This is a genomic window from Legionella sp. W10-070, from assembly GCF_900640175.1.
Classification (GTDB): domain Bacteria; phylum Pseudomonadota; class Gammaproteobacteria; order Legionellales; family Legionellaceae; genus Tatlockia.
Window position 1 is genome coordinate 84,754 of the sequence record NZ_CAAAJC010000012.1, and the last position, 18,852, is coordinate 103,605.

Genomic DNA, 18,852 nt, shown 5'->3' on the forward strand with positions numbered 1-18,852 from the left:
CGCAGCTTTATTTGCCCCCAGGTTTAGGATAGTGGTTGGCTTTCTTGAATTCATCAAGGTCAATTTTACTATCTTCTGGTTCCAGCATGCCTTGTAAATTTCCTCCCCAATAAGGCATTTTCCCATTTTTACGAGAAAACAGACGAGGAGAGCTCAGAGAGGAAATACTTTTGTATTTTTCGGTCAATTGCTCAGGTTGTTGCCGTCGCTTATCCAGGCGCTTCTGCAATAATTCGCTTAAGTTAGGTAGCTCTTTTGAATCAAGGATAAAAGAAGTGAGGACTTCAGGGCTTCTAAAATCATTATCGCCCTCACTATCTACAATGATATCCCAAATGCTGTTCTCTTCTCGTCTTATGCTTTCATCCTTGGAGGATATTGGGTCACGATAATAAACTGAACTTTCCTTACCTAGCTGCCTGAACAACTCTATAACAGGCTTACTCAGGAAATTACTGGCCTCTTGTTGCCAGGCAATGGCTAACCATTGAATCAAATGAGCAAACTCACCATGCCGTGTATCACCAACGGCAGCGTCTTTTAACAACAAGCCATGTGCAATTGCGGCGCGGAAAATTTCTGGCCTGACGTTCTCGAGAGTTTTCCCAAAATGAGGGTTAAATCCATTTTTTCCCAATTCGTCTTCCAAGGTTTCTCTTAGTATTGATACAGAAAGTTCAGCATTGGGGACTTGTGACTTTTTTGTTCCCAGTAAATTATCAAGCGCCTTTAAATGCTGAAGTACGGCTTGCTTGTCCATGAGAAAGGCTCCAATCCTGGCACAGGCATGCATGAATTCCTCATCGGGTCTTACGGCTTTTACTTCTCCTAAGCTTAGATCGATTAAATTACTTTTAGTATTGTTATCAAATCGATAGTTAATAATATTCTCTACTTTGCTAATTTTTTCCTCATCAGGCTTCCATTGTTCAGGATTTACAGCTGTCGGTGGGCTAAATTTTCTATATCTTCGCATGGAATCAACCTTTACTTGTTAGAACAACTGGGTGAGAGCATTATCATATCACAAAAAGGTAAATATTTAATCAGATACGGCAATCAAGCAAACAGTTAGTACCGTTTCCATTTAGTTTTGACAGGTTGTTTGTCATTCCCGCAAAGGCGGGAATCCATTTTTAAGACGCTCCGTGCTATATCCTGCATGGATCCCCGCCTTCGCGGGGATGACAAGAAAAAGAACAATCTGCACAAGACAACCTGTCAAAACTAAATGGAAACGGTAGTAGTTTGTTCGTGTAGCCTATGTTTTCTTGTCAAATGTCAGAATTTTTTAATCCATTGATTTTTATCGAGAAATAATTAATAATCCTCGCTGCAAGTACCAACAGCATGAATCATCATGCTGGCTAAATGGATTAATACAGGTTCCAACCATTAAAATGGGGTGATCAGGATGAAAGCGCAGTTTCGTGTTAGTCAATACCTCAATAATTCACAGATTTTCATTAGGTTAAACTTATGGAAAAGGTTTGTCTGTTGTTTCTGTCTGGGGTTATTTTGTTACAGTGCGGCAAGTTATAGCCAGGAGCAATACTTTCTTTGCGGTCCAGATGAAGACGGTTGTTTTGAAGACGTTTACCAGTATTGTGCCTGTATTCCTTACAATGAAAAGGAAGCCAATAAACCTTACTGTCTTAACTTTGATGAATTAACATGCAATCCCTTGTCTCAAGTTCCAGATTGTGATCCAGGTTTTGTTTATAGGGATCAGGGAAGTTGTCTTGCGGTGATTTACCAAAGCATTGCTGAGCCTCCTTGTCCCCTCACCACAAAATCATTTTGTCTGGAGAATCATACTTCCATATGCAATGAGGATGGCCGCCCGGAAAGCTGTCATTAATCTGGATGCCGGGTTTCATTACAAGACGGAGGGATGGTGCAGCAAGCTACTTTTGCAAGGGTAGCTTGCTTTTTCTCTACTAATCTTCCAGATGCTTTTTAAGCTTTATTTTTGTTTCTTCATTAGCAAATGATGATTCAATTGCCATGGCTGTAAACTGTTTCATTTGATCATTAGTATATTGGTAGCTTTCCTGTACCCGTTGATATTCTTTAGCCAAACTGGTACGAAAAAAAGGTGGATCATCCGAGCCGAGGCTGATGGTAATATCCGCAGCCACAAGTTGAGGCAAGGGATGGTGTAATAAGTCTTTGAAAAGCCCAAGTGCAACGTTACTGGAAGGACATACCTCTAATGCGATATTACGATCTTTAAGTTGGGCAATCGTTTCCGGCGAATTAAAGGCTTGCACACCATGACCAATGCGCTGAATGGGTAAATGATGCATGGCTTCGAGCATGCCGCTGGCTGGAGAAAATTCACCGGCATGAACAGTGCAGCCAAGGCCGCCATCGGCAGCTATTTGATAGGCTTCAACAAATAATCCTGGGGGAAAGTTGATTTCATCACCACCTAACCCAAAGCCGACAATACAGGAAACCTTTTCTTTTAAAGCCTGTGTTGCTACCTTGACGGCGGCTTCCACACCAAAATGACGTACGGCAGTGACAATAATGCGGCCAATAATATTGTATTTTTCTTCTGCATCCATAATTGCCTGCTGAATGGCCTGTAAGTGTTCAGCCGATGGGATATCGCTCGACATTTCTGCATGATCAGGCGAATACATCATTTCCACATAGATAGCATCTTCTTTAGCACGGGCTTTCAGGTATTCAAAAGTGATGTCGTAATAATCATCTGGCTGTTTAATTACCGCAGCCACGCTATCATAAGCCTTCAGGAAATCGAGAAAATCAGTATAAGTATAACTTTCTCCATCTTTGGCTATTAAAGTCTCAGGCAAGGCTAGTTTATTGCGTTTAGCAAGCTTTATTGCCAGATCAGGCATGATAGTGCCTTCAAGATGAGTATGTAATTCCGCCTTTTTTATGGTCATAAAGTATTTTTCCTAATGCTGTAATTCTTGGATGGTAACTTATCATAAAACCCGATAAAATCGCATAATAAAAGATTATATACCAACCAGGATTATTCATGAGTAAAATTGATATCGACAAAGCCTATGTAAGTCCTTACGATAAGTTTCTTTTTGAGTTTGACTCAACTCATGCAAAGTCAGCATCGCAGATGAAAGAAATCAATAAGCATAAGCGTATTGCTTACCTGCGTGATAATGCTGAGCCTAAGGATTCTCGGGAGGAAATCTGGGAGGATTTTTAGCTTCTGATATAATGCTGTCCCTATTTGATGGTAATTAATGACCTGGATGGCGCGCCATCCAGGCTACCACTTTCAAGGAAAAACAGGGTTTTAATCGCACTTTCCAATATTAGCCTACAATAAGATGTAATACTTTGTAAGCTATTATAGTCAATAGTGATGCTGCAGGTAATGTCAGTATCCAGGATGTAAAAATATTGCGAATCACAATGAGGTTTAAGGCGCCAATACCTCTGGCTAAGCCAACACCCAGTACTGCTCCCACCAATGTTTGTGTCGCTGAGACAGGAATGCCTATACTGGTAGCAAAAACCACGGTAGTTGCTGCTGCCAAGGTTGCAGCAAAAGCTCGGCTTGGGGTCAATGCTGTAATAGAACTGCCCACGGTTTCAATTACTTTTTTACCATACATGAGGAAGCCGGTTACAACACCGGCACAGCCAAGCAAAATAATCCAGGCAGGGTAATTAGCAGGGCCTAACGGGTTTTCGCCATTCATGATCAGGCTATAAATGATTGTTAGAGGTCCTACTGCCAGCGCTACGTCATTAGAGCCATGCGCAAATACCATTGCACAGGCGGTTAGCCCCATAAGGACAGCAAAATATTTTTCCACCTGAATAAAACGTTCACGCCGTCGAATGCGGGGCATTTCGGGAATATGTCTCACTAAAACCATGCCAACGATGGTCAGGCTGATGCTGGATGCCAAGGTAACCGCCAGGTCCTGCTTCAGGTTAAGATGAATATTAAAGTGATTTAAGCCTTTAAAGACAGTAATAAAGGATAATATAGAGCCAACTAAAAAGAGATAAACAGGTACATACAATTTGGCTTTTTCCAATGGATCACTCTTAATAAAAATAGCTTGCTGGATACTGATAAACAACGCATAAGCAGTGATTCCTGCAATCAAAGGCGATGTCACCCAGCCTATGGCAATATAATAAACCTGTTGCCAATGAATGGCATCAATGCCCAGTACAATAGCACCGAAACCAACCATAGAGCCGACAAGCGCATTGGTGATTGAAACAGGAACGCCAATGAAGCTTGCGAGATTCATCCATACTGTACAGGCAACCAGGACACCTAACATGCCCTCAACAAGCACCAGCGGTTGATCCGATAATTGATTGCTATTAATAATCCCATCGCGCATGGTTTCCGTTACGTCCGTTCCACCGAGAAAAGCACCGGCAAATTCAAATACCACGGCAATGATCATTGCCTGGCGGACTGTAATGGCTTTAGAGCCCATGGTTGTGCTCATGACGTTCGCAAGGTCATTAGCACCTACCCCCCAGGTCATGAAAAAACAAAAGGCAACAGCCACAATAAATAAAACTAAAGGATAATCCATAGAAAAACCTGCTACCGGGCAATGAGAATTTGCAGTCGACCGCCCACTGTTTGGGCATGATCGGCCAAGTCGCCAATCCATTGAACCAGTTTATAGAGAAAAACTACATCTATTGCGGGCAGGTCCTTTTCCAGCTCAAATATACGGTGTCTGATATCAGCCAGTTTTTCGTCGCTATCGTGCTCAATTTCATCAAGGGTCATGATCATTTCTTCAACAATTTTTACTTCATTACCTCGAAAACCACTTTCAAGCAACTCGTCAAGCTCATTAATCGCCTTGCAAGCTTGTTTGGATGCATCCAGACAACGTTCTAAAAAAGACATAAATTCTGAGGTAAGTGCCTCAGGTATAATCATTTTGCGGCCGATAATTAATCCTGCAATATCCTGTGCCTTATTGGCAATACGATCCTGGGCACTTAATAATTCAAGCAAATCAGTACGGGATACGGGCAGGAACAAGCCAGTCGGCAGATGCAAGCGTAAATCCCGCTTGATCATATCCGCTTCTTTTTCAATCGCTGAGATCTTTTCTTTGATATTGTCAGCAACCTGCCAATCTTGTTTAAGTATGGCTTCAAAAAAAGGGTGCAATTGTTTGGCGCAATGATGCACCTTACGCATATGCTGTTCGATAGGCCGGATGGGGGATGGCCCAAACATGTTAAATATGCTACCCATATGATGTGTATTTGAAAAAGATGAGAGGATTATAAACCAAACTCACGTTTCTATAAACACCTGTACACTTAAATGACGATTAAAATTGGTTTTGATTATAAGTATTCTTCTTTAAAATCACTTTATACCCAAGCATTTTGATGTATCTTGGGTATAGTCCTGCTACACTCTAAATACTAACCAGGAGGGTTATTATGAAGAGATGGCTTATAGGACTATTATTTCTGGCAACCAATGTATTTGCACAACCATTAATCACCAAAGTCATCCAGCTTCATTATCAGTCCGCGGATAATGTCGTTAAATTAATTCAACCACTCCTGCAGGAAGGTGAGCAGGTAACAGGTACAGGACAAACACTGATAGTCAAGGTAAGCCCTGAAACCCTTACCCAATTAAGGATAGTCCTGAATAAACTGGATCAACCGCCGGTAACATTTGAAATTACTGTGTTTCAGGGAGATCCTGATTGGCTTAGCGCACAAAACGACAATACGATTGTGGTAAGTACTTCATCAATTAGCCAGCAACAACGGCGTCAATCTGTTCGGGTAATGAACGGTGAGTCAGCTTTTGTCAGTACCGGACAAGATCAGCCTGTCTTAAGTTCAGCAGGGATAGGTTGGTTTACCGGGGTCAGCTATGACCGCCGTTTGGTACAAAATGGCTTGCTTGTTGAGCCTGTGTTGCAAGGGCAACAGGTTAAGCTGACGGTTCGCCGGATTCGTGAGCAAGACAGTAATGTGAGTAATCAACAGTTTGATCAGCAACAGGTAGCCACTACGTTATTAGTACCTTTAAATAAATGGGTGCCTTTGGCAAGTGCTCAGGGAGATGCTCCTGCTGCTTCAGATACAGTGGTCATTCGGGCTGGGAACCAGTTTGCTCAAAATTCTACCTTATATATAAAGGTCGATGTTGTCCAAAAGACAACATCAGGGGTTCAAAAATAGATTTTATCGATTGGCAATGGCTTGAACTAAAAAAGCAGCTTGCCTAAAATCCCTAATAATTATTTTCTCAGTAAGGCATACCATGCAAATAGCTAATATCAAAGGGCGTGAAATTCTGGATTCACGAGGTAATCCAACAGTTGAGGCAGATGTTATCCTCGCGAATGGGGAATGGGGACGAGCCAGTGTGCCTTCTGGAGCCTCTACTGGAAGCCGGGAAGCTTGCGAGCTTCGTGATGGCGATAAGTCACGCTATGCTGGTAAAGGCGTTCGTCAGGCAGTCGCATCGATTAATGGTGAAATTAATCAGCTGTTAAAAGGTTTTTCAGTAAGTAATCAGGAGCAACTGGACGCGCGGCTTTGTGAGCTGGATGGAACTGCCAATAAATCACGCTTGGGAGCTAATGCCTTGCTTGCTGTTTCGCTTGCAAGTGCAAGAGCCTATGCCAATGCCCTGAAAAAGCCTTTGTATTTAGCGCTTAATCAGGGTGAAGCCATGTCTATGCCTGTGCCGATGATGAATGTACTAAATGGTGGTGCCCATGCTGACAACAATGTCGATCTTCAGGAATTTATGCTGATGCCTATAGGTGCTGTTGATTTCCCAATGGCGTTGCAAATGGGTACAGAGATTTTCCATGTTTTAAAACAGGTGTTAAAACAGCAGGGCTTAAATACCGCAGTAGGAGATGAGGGTGGGTTTGCTCCTGATCTTAAATCCAATCGGCAGGCATTGGATATTCTTGTTCAGGCAGTTGAAATGGCTGGTTTTAAACTGGGTAAGGACATTGTATTTGCGCTTGATGTGGCCGCGTCAGAATTATTTCAGCAAGGTGCTTATTATTTAGCCTCGGAAAATAAAAAATTGAGCAGTGAGGAAATGATTGGCTATTACAGTGAATTGCTTGATAGCTATCCAATAGTCAGTATTGAAGATGGTCTGGATGAGAATGATTGGGAGGGCTGGCGACAGTTAACTGCTAGCTTGGGGAGTCGATTACAGCTAGTGGGCGATGATCTTTTTGTAACCAATAGCCAAATTCTGCAAGAAGGGATTGCACAAAAGATGGCGAATGCCATTCTTATTAAACCGAATCAAATTGGTACTCTAACCGAAACAAGGCAGGCTATCCGTCTGGCGCAGGCGAATGGTTACCGTTGTGTCATGTCACATCGCTCCGGGGAAACTGAGGATGCATTCATAGCGGATCTCGCAGTGGCAACGGGATGCGGCCAAATTAAAACAGGCTCTTTATGCCGTACTGATCGGGTCGCAAAGTATAACCAGTTACTAAGAATTAATGAGGCAATCCTGCCAGGTTATGCGGGAGCCGGACTCTTTAATGCGTAATTTAAGGGCATGGGTAACTGTTTTTACATTTAGTTTATCTATGGAGCGGTATCGGAGATTCGCAAACATCGATGACAGGTATATAATAAAATAAATTCGACTTTCTTAGTGAGCCATGCGAACTATCATCGCTATCCTAATATTAGCGTTAATTGGCCTGCAGTATAAACTGTGGTTAGGCGATGGCAGTCTATTGCAATGGATTAACCTTGAAAAAAAACTGGAAGTTCAAGCCAGGGAAAATGAGAAGCTTCTTGTTCGTAATCGTGCCATGGAAGCAGATATCGCTGAGTTAAAAAGAGGGGAGCAAGCCTTGGAAGAGCAGGCTCGTCATGAGTTAGGAATGATAAAAAAAGATGAAACTTATTATCAATTTGTAGACTAGTACAACGTTTCACTGAATCTATCTCTCAGGTGAAGTGAGGAGCTAAATTGGGCTATGGATTCCCGCCTGCGCGGGAATGACAGTGTAAGACAGAATCAGTGAAACGTTGTACTAGAATTGCAGATGAATTATGCAATTATCAGCAATTGAAACAAACGTGGGGAATTTAGGATAAAATATAAGTAGAGCTAACAACTATTACTGATAGTATGCCGGATATAAAGCAGCCCCTCGAACATATTATAAATAATATTCAAAAGCGCATAGAAGTTGATCTTGTGATTGGCTCGGGAAATGTGAAATCAGATTTAATCAAGACGCAATTCTGGTCGGGCGAGGCTCTTGATCATGCGAGGATGAAGGTTGTTTATGAAAAACAAACAAAAGATTCAAAAAGCAGCTATCAGCACAAAACAAGCTTATTAAAAAAAGCACCTGATCTCAGTCAAAAAAACCCACTATTTCAATATGCAATATTTGGTAGTAATGGTTTGCTTGCCCGGGCTGGTAACTGTCAAGAATTTGTTGGTTTAGCAATCTATTATTTAATCCAACATCCCAAGTTCTCCAAATTTGAAATTGAAGTTATGGAAATGCCTGATTGTTTTGATCATGTCTTATTAAGAATCTCTGATGGAAAGACTACGGTTTATTATGATCCCTGGATGAAGATCTCATATCCAGAAGAGCTTTATCCCATCAAAATAAAAGAAACTAAAAATAGAATTATTGAAAATTTAGAATATGAACGAAAACAGGCTAAAGATGATGATGAGTCAGAAGAGATTTCTGGGATGATTTCTCAGTGCAAGCAAGAGTCTGAGATAAAACTGTCTAAGGGAGGTTCGTTGAATTATCAACAATTTAAGGACTATTGTAAGCTTTTTATTGAACAGTATTCTTATGGATTGAAAGAGAATTATCCTGGTTTTTCATTGAATTAGCTCTGAGGTTGATTGTGGTTTGATTTGAATTATCGCTTCAGTGAAGTGTCACCTCATATATTTTTTTCCCAGCGTTCATCTTTGTATCCCACCCTTGCTCCAGTTTGGTCTAAACTTTTATGATGAACAACTGAATTATTTATCTATTAGTACAAAAATCGGATCAGTAAACAGGATGAAATTACACAGGGAGATGAAAAATGGACTTGCTAACACATGATAACCTGATGAAACTAATAAATTATAACGAGCCTCCCTGCCTGTCTCTATACCAGCCGACTCACCGCAGCCATCCGAATAATCAGCAGGATTCTATTCGTTTTAAAAATCTTATAAAAGTAATGGAAGATTCGCTAAAGCAGTATTACAGCAAATCAAAAGCCAGGGATATTTTGCAACCATTTTATGAGTTGGCCAACGATTTCACGTTCTGGGAACATAATGACCAGGGATTGGCTGTGCTGGGTGCAGGGGATTTTTTTCAAATTTATAGATTACCAAGGCCTGTTCCTGAACTGGCGATTGTAGCAGATGATTTTCACATCAAACCTCTGATAAGAATTGTCCAATCAGCCGACAGATACCATATTCTTGGGCTTAACCGGCATGAGGTGAAACTATTTGAGGGAAATCGCGATAGCTTGCGTGAAATTGAACTTGACGCAGATATTCCTCTTACTATAGTAGACGCGTTAGGTGATGAGCTGACGACCCCCCATCAAACGGTAGGATCATACGGTCATGGGCCAAGCGGACCAGCTATGTACCATGGGCATGGCGGCAAAAAAGAGGAAGTAGATTCAGATGCCTCACGGTTTTTTAAAATTATTGATTCCAAAATTTTGAATTATTATTCACGACCCTCAGGATTACCTCTATTATTAGCTGCTCTTCCTGAGCATCACCATCTGTTTCATTCCATTAGTCGCAATCCATTCTTAATAGAAAAGAGTCTGGATATTCACCCTGATGCGGTTCCTGTAAATACTCTGCGCGAGAAAGCCTGGGAACTGATGAGGACAAATTATTTAAATAAGCTCAATAAACTTATCGAGAAATATAATCAGGCAAAAGCGCGGAAATTAGGCTCGGATAACTTAAGTGAACTAGGAAAGGCAGTCTTCGATGGTCGTATCTCCGCACTGCTTATTGCGGCAGAGACGCAGGTAGGGGGGCGTCTGGATCGAGGAACGGGTGACATTCAATCTGATGATTTACAAAATCCCGGTGTTAATGATTTGCTGGATGATTTAGCTGAATTGACATTAAAAACTGGCGGTGAGGTTGTCGTTGTTCCCAGTGCCAGCATGCCTACAGAAACAGGGGCTGCGGGTATTTTCAGATTTTAAACAAATAAACACACAGGAGCAGCAATGAAAATCCAGTTTAACACCAACAATCATATTAATGGGCATCTGCAACTGGAGAAAGAGGTTGAAAGCCAGTTACTGAAGGCATTGGGGCGATTTGATGCGTATATTACCCGCCTGGAAATTCATCTGGGTGATGAAAACAGCCATAAATCAGGACAGAAAGACAAACGCTGTTTGCTTGAAGCCCGTCTCAAAAATTACCAGCCCATCGCTGTTAGCGATCATGCGCCAAGCATACAACAGGCAATCACCGGTGCTATCGATAAATTAACGCGCATGCTTGATGACACAATTCAACGCCTGAATAAAAATTAAGAGCCTATACTAAAGTCAACAATATTGCTTATACACAAATAAAATCAACAGGTATGCTGGAGGGGGGACTATCCCACAAACTAATCACATATCCTCCTCCACCTGAACCGGTTGGTTTAACAGCCAGGGCTCCGGCGTTTAGCAAAAACTTCATATGATGTTGCAGGTTTTCACTGACAAGTCCCCACTGGCTAAAGCAAGCTGCAGCCTGTTCAATGGCTTCTGCGAGCCTTGGCAAGGATGAGGCTTCATCATTTTCTAAGGCCTGCTGTGCCGTTAAAACACTGGCATGCATTTGTTTATCAATCGAGGCCGCATGAATGGCATCCGTTTGCCATAATTTTTGCACCTGACTAATACAATGGGAAGTGATGCCAATTTGTTCACAAGAGGAAAGAAACCAGCAGGGATTCCAGCGCTGTTTTACGGCGGCGGTTGTCCCTTGTTGGAAATAAACGCCCGAATCAGCGGCCACGCCAGCGATATCTAATCCACTGCTTTGTCCGTGAAACAAATTTTCCAGGTTTTTGGCAAAGGAATAAACCGATTCATCGGCTAACAGTTCTTGCCATGCAAGCCAGCGTGCTACAGCAACACAAAGGGCAGCTGAAGCACCCATGCCAACACCGATAGGAATGTTACTTTGCAGATGAAAGTAGCCTGTTAAACCATGAAGGGATTTACCTAAAAACTGCAACCCTTGTTCTAATACACTCCAAAACAGTAAGTGCATATCGGAGCCGCTGCTTCCCTCGTAGTCAGCACTAAGCTGCGAATTTGAATACTTAAAGCTCAGGGTTAGTGTTTTTTCTGGGATAGGAAAAACAAGTGCACCATGCCCCCGTAGAACCGCATGTTCGCCAGCAAGAATCCATTTCCCATAAGTAGTGGTTTGAAAATCATAAGACATCATAGTTACCAATTAGATAGTCTTGCTTAAATTGCAATGCCATTTCAGTCTGATCCGGTCGATAAAGAAGATGAATATTGGGGCCTGCATCCATTGTCACAAGCGGACCATCCCCCTTACGGCTCCAAAGCTCCTGTAAGTTTCGCAGGGCTTGATGGGTTTTTTCGGTCATATAAGAAAATGGCTGTTCACAGCTGGTAAATAATTGATGTAAATCCTGGAATTCCCGCCAGCAAATCTGATAAGCACTCTGCCAATCCTGTGATTCCAATGCTGCTAAGAGGACTTTTAAATTGGCTGTCGCCCTTTGGCTGCGGGTGGGGTAATGGCTGCTTGTTTTTACCCGTTGATGTGCCTCACTGGAGGATACTTTTTTTTCCTCATGACTAATGACAATGACTTGATGCTGCAGTTCTTTATAAGGCAGCTCAATGGCTTTAATTTTATCATCCTCCCAGAAGGCCCATGGTGAAAAGAATGAGCGGCAGGATGAGCCTGATCCTAGTCGACTTAATTGCGCTTGTATTTCTACAGAAGGAAGGGGTGTGTTGGTTAATTCAGATAAGGCCAGGGTGGCGCACTTGGTGAGTGCTGCGAAACTCGAAGCGGAACTTGCCAGGCCGCTGCTATGTGGAAAATTGTTTGAAGAGCGCACAATAAAGGCACCATGATAATTAAAATAGTCTTTCAGGCGAACCAAATGTTTAAGGAAACGGGTCTGGCTGGCAGGGGATAATTCAAAACTTCCGCCGCCGGGGATTTCCAGCGGCTCCCAAAAATCTTTTTTACCATTATGGGCTTCAAGTGCGACGCTGCTTAAGAGATTATGCAACGTATAAGATAGCGATGCATTATCCGGTATATTATTGATGTCATCTTTTTTGCCCATATATTTGATCAGGGCAATATTAGACGGTGCTTGGGCGAACCATTGCATAGTCTGTTATCTCCTTAGTTAATGACCAGGGGTGTCATTCCATAAAATTTTATGTAACTGCAATTGAAAACGAACGGGCAATTTGTCGCTAATTATCCAGTCAGCCAGCAGAGTGGGATTTAGCTCATTCCAACTGGGGGAAAATAAAAGTTGAACCCGCTCTGATAAATTATAAGTGGTTATTATTTGGCAAGCCCATTCATAATCGTTGCGGTCACATAATACAAACTTGATTTGATCGTCTGGTTTAAGATAATCCAGGTTGCGAAATAAATTTTTATCTGACTCTCCTGAAGCCGGTGTTTTTAAATCCATGACGACCATGACCCTTTTATCGACCTGGGCAATATCACGGGCGCCACTTGTTTCCAGGGAAACGTTATAACCTGCATCGCATAACGCTTCCAGAAGCGTAATGCATCCTGGCTGAGCCAAGGGTTCGCCACCGGTGACGCATACAAACTTACATTGATAAGAGGCTACTGTGGCGATAATGCTGTCGACAGGCATGATACTGCCTCCGCTAAAAGCATAGGCAGTATCACAATACTGACAGCGTAATGGGCAACCTGTCAGGCGAACAAATACCGTAGGCAGACCTACGGTTACTGATTCACCTTGCAGGGAATGGAAAATCTCCGTAATGCGTAATTGGTTTTTGCCTTGTTTCATGAAACGCCTAAAGACTCCAGCTTGGTTACCGCCAGTTGTGCAGTTGGGGTATCAGGATAATTTCTTAAGACTTCCTGCAACCGTAACCTTGCCTCTTCTGGTTTTCCTGAGGCGGCAAGTGCGTAGCCGATTTTTAAGTTACTGGCTGCTGCCTTGCTTGATGAAGGGAACTCTTTGAGGACGACTTCAAAATGACTGATTGCTTTGGAGTAGTCATTTTTAACCAGATAAAGCTCCCCAAGCCAATATTGGGCATTCGCTGCATAGCCACCTTGAGGATACTGGGCAACATAAGTCTGCATTGCTGATAATGCTTCATCAAATCGTTTGTTTTTTACTAAGTCATATGCTGCAAGATAGCTGATTTGTTCATCAGCAGGGTTAGCACGAGAAACATTATTCATCGGCTGTATAATGGGTTTTTCTTCAGTGGCTGGTTTCACTGGCTGCTCAGAAAAATTGTTTTTCGCGACAGTTGGCGCAATGGACAATTGGGCAGACTGCTGTTCGGCAACAGATGGTGCTGAATGAGCCAGGCTGGAGGGATTACGCAAGCGTGCATCAAGATCTTTATAGAATGCCAGCTGTTGTTGCTGTAACAATTTTAAATCATGAGCCTGTACTTCCAGCTGGCCTCGCAACTCCTGGAGTTCTTGTTGAAGCCCTTGCAATTTATCGAGTAAACCTGCGTTAGCAGCATTGCTGTCGCGATTGTCTTGTGCAAGCGCTATCTCTTCTTCATTGCTTATATCATCTAACTGGGCTTTGGCAACAGGCTGTTCTATCACAGCCTGTTGTTCTTCCAAAATGGCAAAATTTTCGCTGTCGTCAACTACGGGTGCTTCGGCTAAAACCTGCAGGGGTAAAAGACAAGTAAAGCATAAGCAAAGCAGGAGTCGATGGGATCTAATCATCGGGTTGCCTCATAAGTTAGCTCGACACGACGATTTTGCATACGGGATGCCTCGTCATGACCAAACGTTGCGGGACGTTCCTTGCCATAGCTTACAACACGAAGTTGGTTCCTACCTACCCCGGCCATCCGCATAAGTTGAGCCACGGTGTTGGCACGGCGCTCGCCCAGCGCTATATTATATTCACGACTGCCCCGTTCATCCGTATGTCCTGCCAAAAGGACACGTGCTCCTGGATGGGACTTTAAATACTCTGATTGGGCATTAAGCGAAGCCGTATATTTAGGATTAAAAGAGCTGTCATCATAAGCAAACAGATAAATCTGGTTATGTGGTGCTTGGGTTGTATAGGATTCGCCAGGCTCCTGACCGGCAAAGCGGCTCAATTGTCCTAAACCATGAGCAGAAGCACCGCCATTTATTCCGATACCATCAGCACTGCCAGGGGTTCTTGAGCAGGCTGCAATTACTATCGCGCCGGCAGCAACAAGTCCCAACTTAGCAAACGATCTGGCTTTCATCCTCTTTTTCTCCTTTAATTCTTGATATTGCGTTATTTTTGGCAACTATTTACCGGCGATAAGCCATGTAGTGCCACTTTTAAACTAAAATGCCATAATGGCGGCTCATTGTACAATTGTTTTACCTGTTTCGCTATCTCTGGCTTTGGAGTAAAGATCCTTATTTTTGCGGTGCATCCTGCTTAACATGCATCACTATAAAATTAGTTAGCTCTGTAGTAAACAGTTCTGTTGCACGGTTTGCTGCCAGCACTCCGCCATAAGGCGAATCTATTGGACAGGTTACCTGAGGGCAGATAATCCGTGAGGCAATGATCCGATTGTCATCAACACGGGTTAACACCGCTTTGACAACCAGATGAATCCTGCTTGGTTTAGTCAAAAAGCTTTGCTGCAGTTCAATTAGTTGGGTATCTAGCCGATAATCGGTGGTTTCCGAGCTTGGGCTTGAGGCGACCGCATGAAAATAACCACTGCAATTTAAGCTCTGGACAATCAGGGGTAGAAGCATCTCTGCCGGCGGGTCTACCCAGGCATTATGGACAAACGGCATTAATTCGAAGGGTTTTTTGGTATATAGCATTTCTTCTGTTTTATAGCCCGCTGCTGCAACGGGTGTATTGACAAAAATAGAATATTTAGTTGCTTTACCTGCCATTTGCTTTTTGCTATAGGCTGCTAATTTATACTGGCTGGTAACCAGCGGTTTAACGGCGCAACCTATCAAGAGGAAATGAATGCAGAGTAGCAACCAAAGGTTGAATTTTTTCACAATCATTCTCCTGGTCCTGGTTTAGGTGGTTGGGTGCCACGAATAATTACAGAAGGATTTTGACGCATTTGTGCACTGATTTTTTCAAGATTGGCTGCAATGGTATCAAGTCGATGCAGCAGGGTTACTGTAGGAGGGACTGCCTGCTGTGAAATTTGATTGATGGCTGCTTTCCCGGCTTTCATGGTATCGGAGACCGAGTCTCCCGCTCTACTCATTACTGTTGTCATGGCGTCAAATTTTAGAACACTTCTCTTTAGGTCCATAACTACCTGGGGAAGGTCACGACTTGCTTTTGCTGCGTTATTCAAGAAGAGGTCAGCACTTTGCAGACTTCTATGAATATGTTCACTGTCTTTCGCAATAACATCAGTTACTGTCTTAAGATTGCTTAACGTTGTTTTTATATAATCTGCGTTTTCCTTGTCAAAAATTCGGCTTACTTCAATACTGACCTTGTTAACATTTTCAGAAACTTCCTTAAGAACACTATCGAGTTGTTTGAACAACGAAGGCTTTGAAGGAATAATAGGGTAACGATGGTGAGGGAGTCTTTTTAACGGTGTCAAATCGGAGGAGCTGGCTGAGAGCCCAACATAAGTAGTTCCCGTAATTCCTTGTGAGATGAGTGTCGCACTGGTACTTGTGGTAACAGGTATATTATCTTCAATACCCAGTAGCAGTTTCACTTGCTGCGGGTCTTGCTGGTTAAGTTCAATTTTTTTGACAAAACCTACCTGAACGCCATTGAACTTGACAGCGGCATCATTGCTAAGTCCTGAAACAGCTTCATGCATATAGACTTCATAAATAGTATATTTCTTTTGATCAAAGCCAACCGATAGCCACAAACCTGAAGCAATCAAACCTGCTATAAGGATTAATACGATTAAGCCGACCACAGTGTAGTTGGTTTTTGCTTCCAAAAAAGTGTGCTCCCGTTTTTGTCTAGTCTAAATAGCCAGTTTAAAGTTTACTAAAGTATTCGGCAATTAATGGGTGTTTATTCTGCATAAGCTGGTCCAAGGGGCCAATAGCTAATATTTTACCTTCACCAACAAAAGCAATCCGGTCTGTAGTTCGCCTTAATGATTCAATATCATGGCTAATCATAACAATAGTCAAGCCCAAGGCGTTTCTTAAAAAGAGAATTAACTCATCAAACTGCCTTGCACTGCGCGGATCAAGCCCTGTTGTGGGCTCATCTAAAAACAATAATTCAGGATCCATTGACAAAGCACGTGCAGCCGCTGCACGTCTTTGCATTCCACCGCTTAATTCTGAAGGAAATTTCCCCGCTGCTTCCTTGGGTAATCCGACTAAGGAAATTTTAAGCATAGCGAGCTCTTCCATAAATCGAGGCTCTAATGCAGTAAATTCTCTCATGGGAAAGATAATATTTTCCAGTACATTCATTGAAGAGAAGAGGGCGCTGTGCTGAAAGAGCATTCCCCAGCGTCGGCGTAGCGCATCGGCCTGAGGGCCTGATAAAGTGGAAATATCTTCACCGAAAACCTTCAGGCAGCCAGCAGTCGGCTTTAAAAGCATCAAAAGACTGCGCAAAATGGTTGTCTTGCCACTACCGCTACCCCCGATGATGGCTAAGATTTCGCCTTTTTCAACCGTAAGATTGACATCGGAGTGAACCCATTGCCCTCCCAGGTAATTTTTTAACCCCTTGATTTCAATAATTGGATTACTCATTTACAGGTTCAACCAACTGTAAATTATTGAGAAGACTGCGTCAGCAATGATAATCAGAAACAATGCCTGCACCACGCTTTTTGTCGTTTGACTGCCAATTGAGTCAGCCTCCACTCTAAATCCTTGAAAACATCCAACCAGGGCGATCAATATTGCAAAGGCTGGTGCTTTGTACAGGCCCAGTAACATTTGATCCAGACCTACAGAATCCCTTAAGCGCATCATAAAATCAGCATAACTGACATTAAGCATCCATTTTGACATAAATAATGCACCTAAGATACTAAAGGCATCAGCCCAGAATATGAGCAGGGGAAAGATAAAAAGTAAGGCCAGGATTTTAGGCATAACCAGAAGTTCGGTAGGCGATAAGCCCATTGTTTTTAGTGCATCAATTTCTTCATTGATTTTCATGCTGCCAATTTGTGCGGTAAATGCCGAGCTGGTGCGGCCTGCTACAATAATTGCGGTAATCAGCGGGCCAAATTCACGAAAAATAGCCAAGCCGGATAAATAGGCAATAAAAATATTGGCACCATAAGTTTGTAACTGTAATCCCATCTGGTAAGCAAGCACAATTCCAATAAGAAAAGCCAATAAAGCTATAATAGGCAGGGCTTGTATGCCGGCAGAGTGAATGTTGGAAATAATGCTTGGCAATTGAAAGCGCCGCCAGTATCCGAATGCTGCAAAAATTTTGCTACTTAAGTCACCAATCAGAATAATAAACCCATCAAGTTGATGTAATTTATTGATGCTCTCTTCACCGACCCGCTCCAGAAACGTCTTTTTCACTGGCGGAGGGGGTTTGTAGCCTAATATTTCCTGTTTTTTTTCAACCAGTTCCAACAGGGATTTTTGCTCTTCTTGAAATCCGGCAAGCGCCACTTGCGTTCCTTTGGCTTCCAGCGTGTTTATACATCGCATAAGGGTTAATGCGCCTGCACTGTCAAATTGAGAGAGTTGGGTTCCATCAATTGTCAGCTTCGCTGCCACAGGGGGGGGGGAACTCTGAAAACGGCATAGCAAATCATCTAAATGAAGAACAGACCAGGCTCCTTCACAAAGGTAACGATTGTTTTCTTTATCAAAGATAAATTTGGCTGAAGAGTTTACTTTGACCATAGGATGTTACTTAATAAGCAGTAGTCCATCATAATATGAATACAGATTTGCAGCAAAACACTTATATGCAAACTTGTCAATTATTTACTGTCCTGCCGCTTTGTAGATGACAAAAAACCGGTCATGCCCGCAGGCTCTCAATTAAAATTATTCTAGTTATATTACGCAATCCTGGATTATTTTCTTATCCTAAAAACTGCTAAATCTATTTTTCAAAAAGAAACTGGGTAGCTACCTTAGCTTATGTACTCAATTTTATGACTTGATTAGACCAGAACCACCTGAGGATGGCGTGGTCAAGTAAAGGTGGATTACCACTAAAATACTCGCACTGGAGGATGGTCTTGGCAACCGTGGCCGGAACGCTTAAATGGATGCGTTAGAAAATTGGTTCACAGAGCCTAGGCTCCGTGAACGAAATTTCTAACGCATCCATATCAGCGCTCCGGCAAAGTGAATAAACCCTAAAAATGCTGAAATGGTTTTATCGAAACGTGAAAAAACCCTGCGGAAATGCTTTATTTTTGAGAAAAAAGTTTCGATTAAAAACCGCTCTTTATAGACCTCGTTATCAATTTTTCTTGGACATTTTACATGCTTTCTCGATGGGATCACCGGACAACAATTCTGACTCTTCAGGGAGTTAATGAATGGCTGTGAATCATATCCTTTATCAGCAAGTACTAACGTATTGCGCTGTTCTTTTAGCAATTCAGCCGCTTGAG

22 protein-coding genes are annotated in these 18,852 nt (G+C 42.5%); 8 read left to right on the plus strand and 14 right to left on the minus strand.

From position 1 onward, the window contains the following. Positions 1-7: 7 nt before the first annotated feature. On the minus strand, positions 8-976 hold the full coding sequence (locus E1O65_RS07050) for a LirA/MavJ family T4SS effector (protein ID WP_133132887.1): 969 nt from the start codon (positions 974-976) through the stop codon (positions 8-10). Positions 977-1,414: 438 nt separating this feature from the next. Between E1O65_RS07050 and E1O65_RS07055 the strand changes: the two genes are divergently transcribed. Then, positions 1,415-1,861 (plus strand): hypothetical protein, encoded by a 447-nt coding sequence (locus E1O65_RS07055; RefSeq protein WP_242601555.1) that lies wholly within the window; start codon positions 1,415-1,417, stop codon positions 1,859-1,861. Between the two features lie 79 nt (positions 1,862-1,940). Here E1O65_RS07055 and E1O65_RS07060 read toward each other — a convergent pair whose 3' ends face one another. Next, a complete protein-coding gene (locus E1O65_RS07060) occupies positions 1,941-2,921 on the minus strand; it encodes an adenosine deaminase (protein ID WP_133132888.1) in 981 nt (326 codons plus the stop codon). A gap of 98 nt (positions 2,922-3,019) precedes the next feature. Here E1O65_RS07060 and E1O65_RS07065 point away from each other — a divergent pair, with 98 nt between their 5' ends. Next, positions 3,020-3,205, plus strand: a complete 186-nt coding sequence (locus E1O65_RS07065; protein ID WP_133132889.1) for a CBU_0585 family protein — start codon at positions 3,020-3,022, stop codon at positions 3,203-3,205. 109 nt (positions 3,206-3,314) lie between these two features. On the opposite strand, the gene E1O65_RS07070 is transcribed toward E1O65_RS07065, so the two are convergent. Both E1O65_RS07070 and E1O65_RS07075 read right to left on the minus strand, forming a co-directional pair. Next, positions 3,315-4,568, minus strand: a complete 1,254-nt coding sequence (locus E1O65_RS07070; RefSeq protein ID WP_133132890.1) for an inorganic phosphate transporter — start codon at positions 4,566-4,568, stop codon at positions 3,315-3,317. An 11-nt stretch (positions 4,569-4,579) separates the two neighbouring features. Further along, a complete protein-coding gene (locus E1O65_RS07075) occupies positions 4,580-5,233 on the minus strand; it encodes a TIGR00153 family protein (RefSeq protein ID WP_207384234.1) in 654 nt (217 codons plus the stop codon). Positions 5,234-5,442: 209 nt separating this feature from the next. Here E1O65_RS07075 and E1O65_RS07080 point away from each other — a divergent pair, with 209 nt between their 5' ends. From E1O65_RS07080 to E1O65_RS07105, 6 genes are all read left to right on the plus strand, one after another. Next, the gene (locus E1O65_RS07080; RefSeq protein ID WP_165474927.1) at positions 5,443-6,204 is read left to right on the plus strand and encodes a type II/III secretion system protein; all 762 of its coding nucleotides are present in this window, start codon (positions 5,443-5,445) and stop codon (positions 6,202-6,204) included. 82 nt (positions 6,205-6,286) lie between these two features. Beyond that, complete coding sequence (eno, locus tag E1O65_RS07085) at positions 6,287-7,555, plus strand: phosphopyruvate hydratase (protein ID WP_133132893.1); 1,269 nt, start codon at positions 6,287-6,289, stop codon at positions 7,553-7,555. Positions 7,556-7,670: 115 nt separating this feature from the next. Further along, complete coding sequence (locus E1O65_RS07090; RefSeq protein ID WP_133132894.1) at positions 7,671-7,940, plus strand: septum formation initiator family protein; 270 nt, start codon at positions 7,671-7,673, stop codon at positions 7,938-7,940. A 209-nt stretch (positions 7,941-8,149) separates the two neighbouring features. Beyond that, positions 8,150-8,884, plus strand: a complete 735-nt coding sequence (locus tag E1O65_RS07095) for a hypothetical protein (protein WP_133132895.1) — start codon at positions 8,150-8,152, stop codon at positions 8,882-8,884. A gap of 200 nt (positions 8,885-9,084) precedes the next feature. Next, positions 9,085-10,233: a hypothetical protein gene (locus E1O65_RS07100; protein WP_133132896.1), complete on the plus strand. Its 1,149-nt coding sequence runs from the start codon at positions 9,085-9,087 to the stop codon at positions 10,231-10,233. A gap of 24 nt (positions 10,234-10,257) precedes the next feature. After that, a complete protein-coding gene (locus E1O65_RS07105; RefSeq protein ID WP_133132897.1) occupies positions 10,258-10,572 on the plus strand; it encodes an HPF/RaiA family ribosome-associated protein in 315 nt (104 codons plus the stop codon). A gap of 28 nt (positions 10,573-10,600) precedes the next feature. On the opposite strand, the gene E1O65_RS07110 is transcribed toward E1O65_RS07105, so the two are convergent. The 10 genes from E1O65_RS07110 to E1O65_RS07160 all read right to left on the minus strand — a co-directional run. Continuing rightward, positions 10,601-11,482, minus strand: a complete 882-nt coding sequence (locus E1O65_RS07110; RefSeq protein WP_133132917.1) for a mevalonate kinase — start codon at positions 11,480-11,482, stop codon at positions 10,601-10,603. Continuing rightward, on the minus strand, positions 11,472-12,419 hold the full coding sequence (locus tag E1O65_RS07115) for a diphosphomevalonate decarboxylase (RefSeq protein WP_133132898.1): 948 nt from the start codon (positions 12,417-12,419) through the stop codon (positions 11,472-11,474). Before E1O65_RS07115 ends, E1O65_RS07110 begins: the two co-directional genes overlap by 11 nt. 18 nt (positions 12,420-12,437) lie before the next feature. Beyond that, the gene (gene queE / locus E1O65_RS07120) at positions 12,438-13,091 is read right to left on the minus strand and encodes a 7-carboxy-7-deazaguanine synthase QueE (RefSeq protein WP_133132899.1); all 654 of its coding nucleotides are present in this window, start codon (positions 13,089-13,091) and stop codon (positions 12,438-12,440) included. Then, entirely contained in the window at positions 13,088-14,005 is a 918-nt protein-coding gene (ybgF, locus tag E1O65_RS07125) for a tol-pal system protein YbgF (protein ID WP_133132900.1), read from the minus strand. Before ybgF ends, queE begins: the two co-directional genes overlap by 4 nt. Next, entirely contained in the window at positions 14,002-14,526 is a 525-nt protein-coding gene (gene pal / locus E1O65_RS07130; RefSeq protein ID WP_133132901.1) for a peptidoglycan-associated lipoprotein Pal, read from the minus strand. Before pal ends, ybgF begins: the two co-directional genes overlap by 4 nt. Before the next feature lie 160 nt (positions 14,527-14,686). Beyond that, positions 14,687-15,298 (minus strand): ABC-type transport auxiliary lipoprotein family protein, encoded by a 612-nt coding sequence (locus E1O65_RS07135; RefSeq protein ID WP_242601556.1) that lies wholly within the window; start codon positions 15,296-15,298, stop codon positions 14,687-14,689. 2 nt (positions 15,299-15,300) lie between these two features. Further along, positions 15,301-16,224: an MlaD family protein gene (locus tag E1O65_RS07140; protein ID WP_133132903.1), complete on the minus strand. Its 924-nt coding sequence runs from the start codon at positions 16,222-16,224 to the stop codon at positions 15,301-15,303. Between the two features lie 40 nt (positions 16,225-16,264). Beyond that, positions 16,265-17,002: an ATP-binding cassette domain-containing protein gene (locus E1O65_RS07145; RefSeq protein ID WP_133132904.1), complete on the minus strand. Its 738-nt coding sequence runs from the start codon at positions 17,000-17,002 to the stop codon at positions 16,265-16,267. Continuing rightward, positions 17,003-18,127: an ABC transporter permease gene (locus E1O65_RS07150; RefSeq protein WP_133132905.1), complete on the minus strand. Its 1,125-nt coding sequence runs from the start codon at positions 18,125-18,127 to the stop codon at positions 17,003-17,005. It abuts the gene before it with no gap. Positions 18,128-18,550: 423 nt separating this feature from the next. After that, the coding region (locus tag E1O65_RS07160) for a transposase (RefSeq protein ID WP_165474922.1) at positions 18,551-18,852 on the minus strand (302 nt) is incomplete at its 5' end.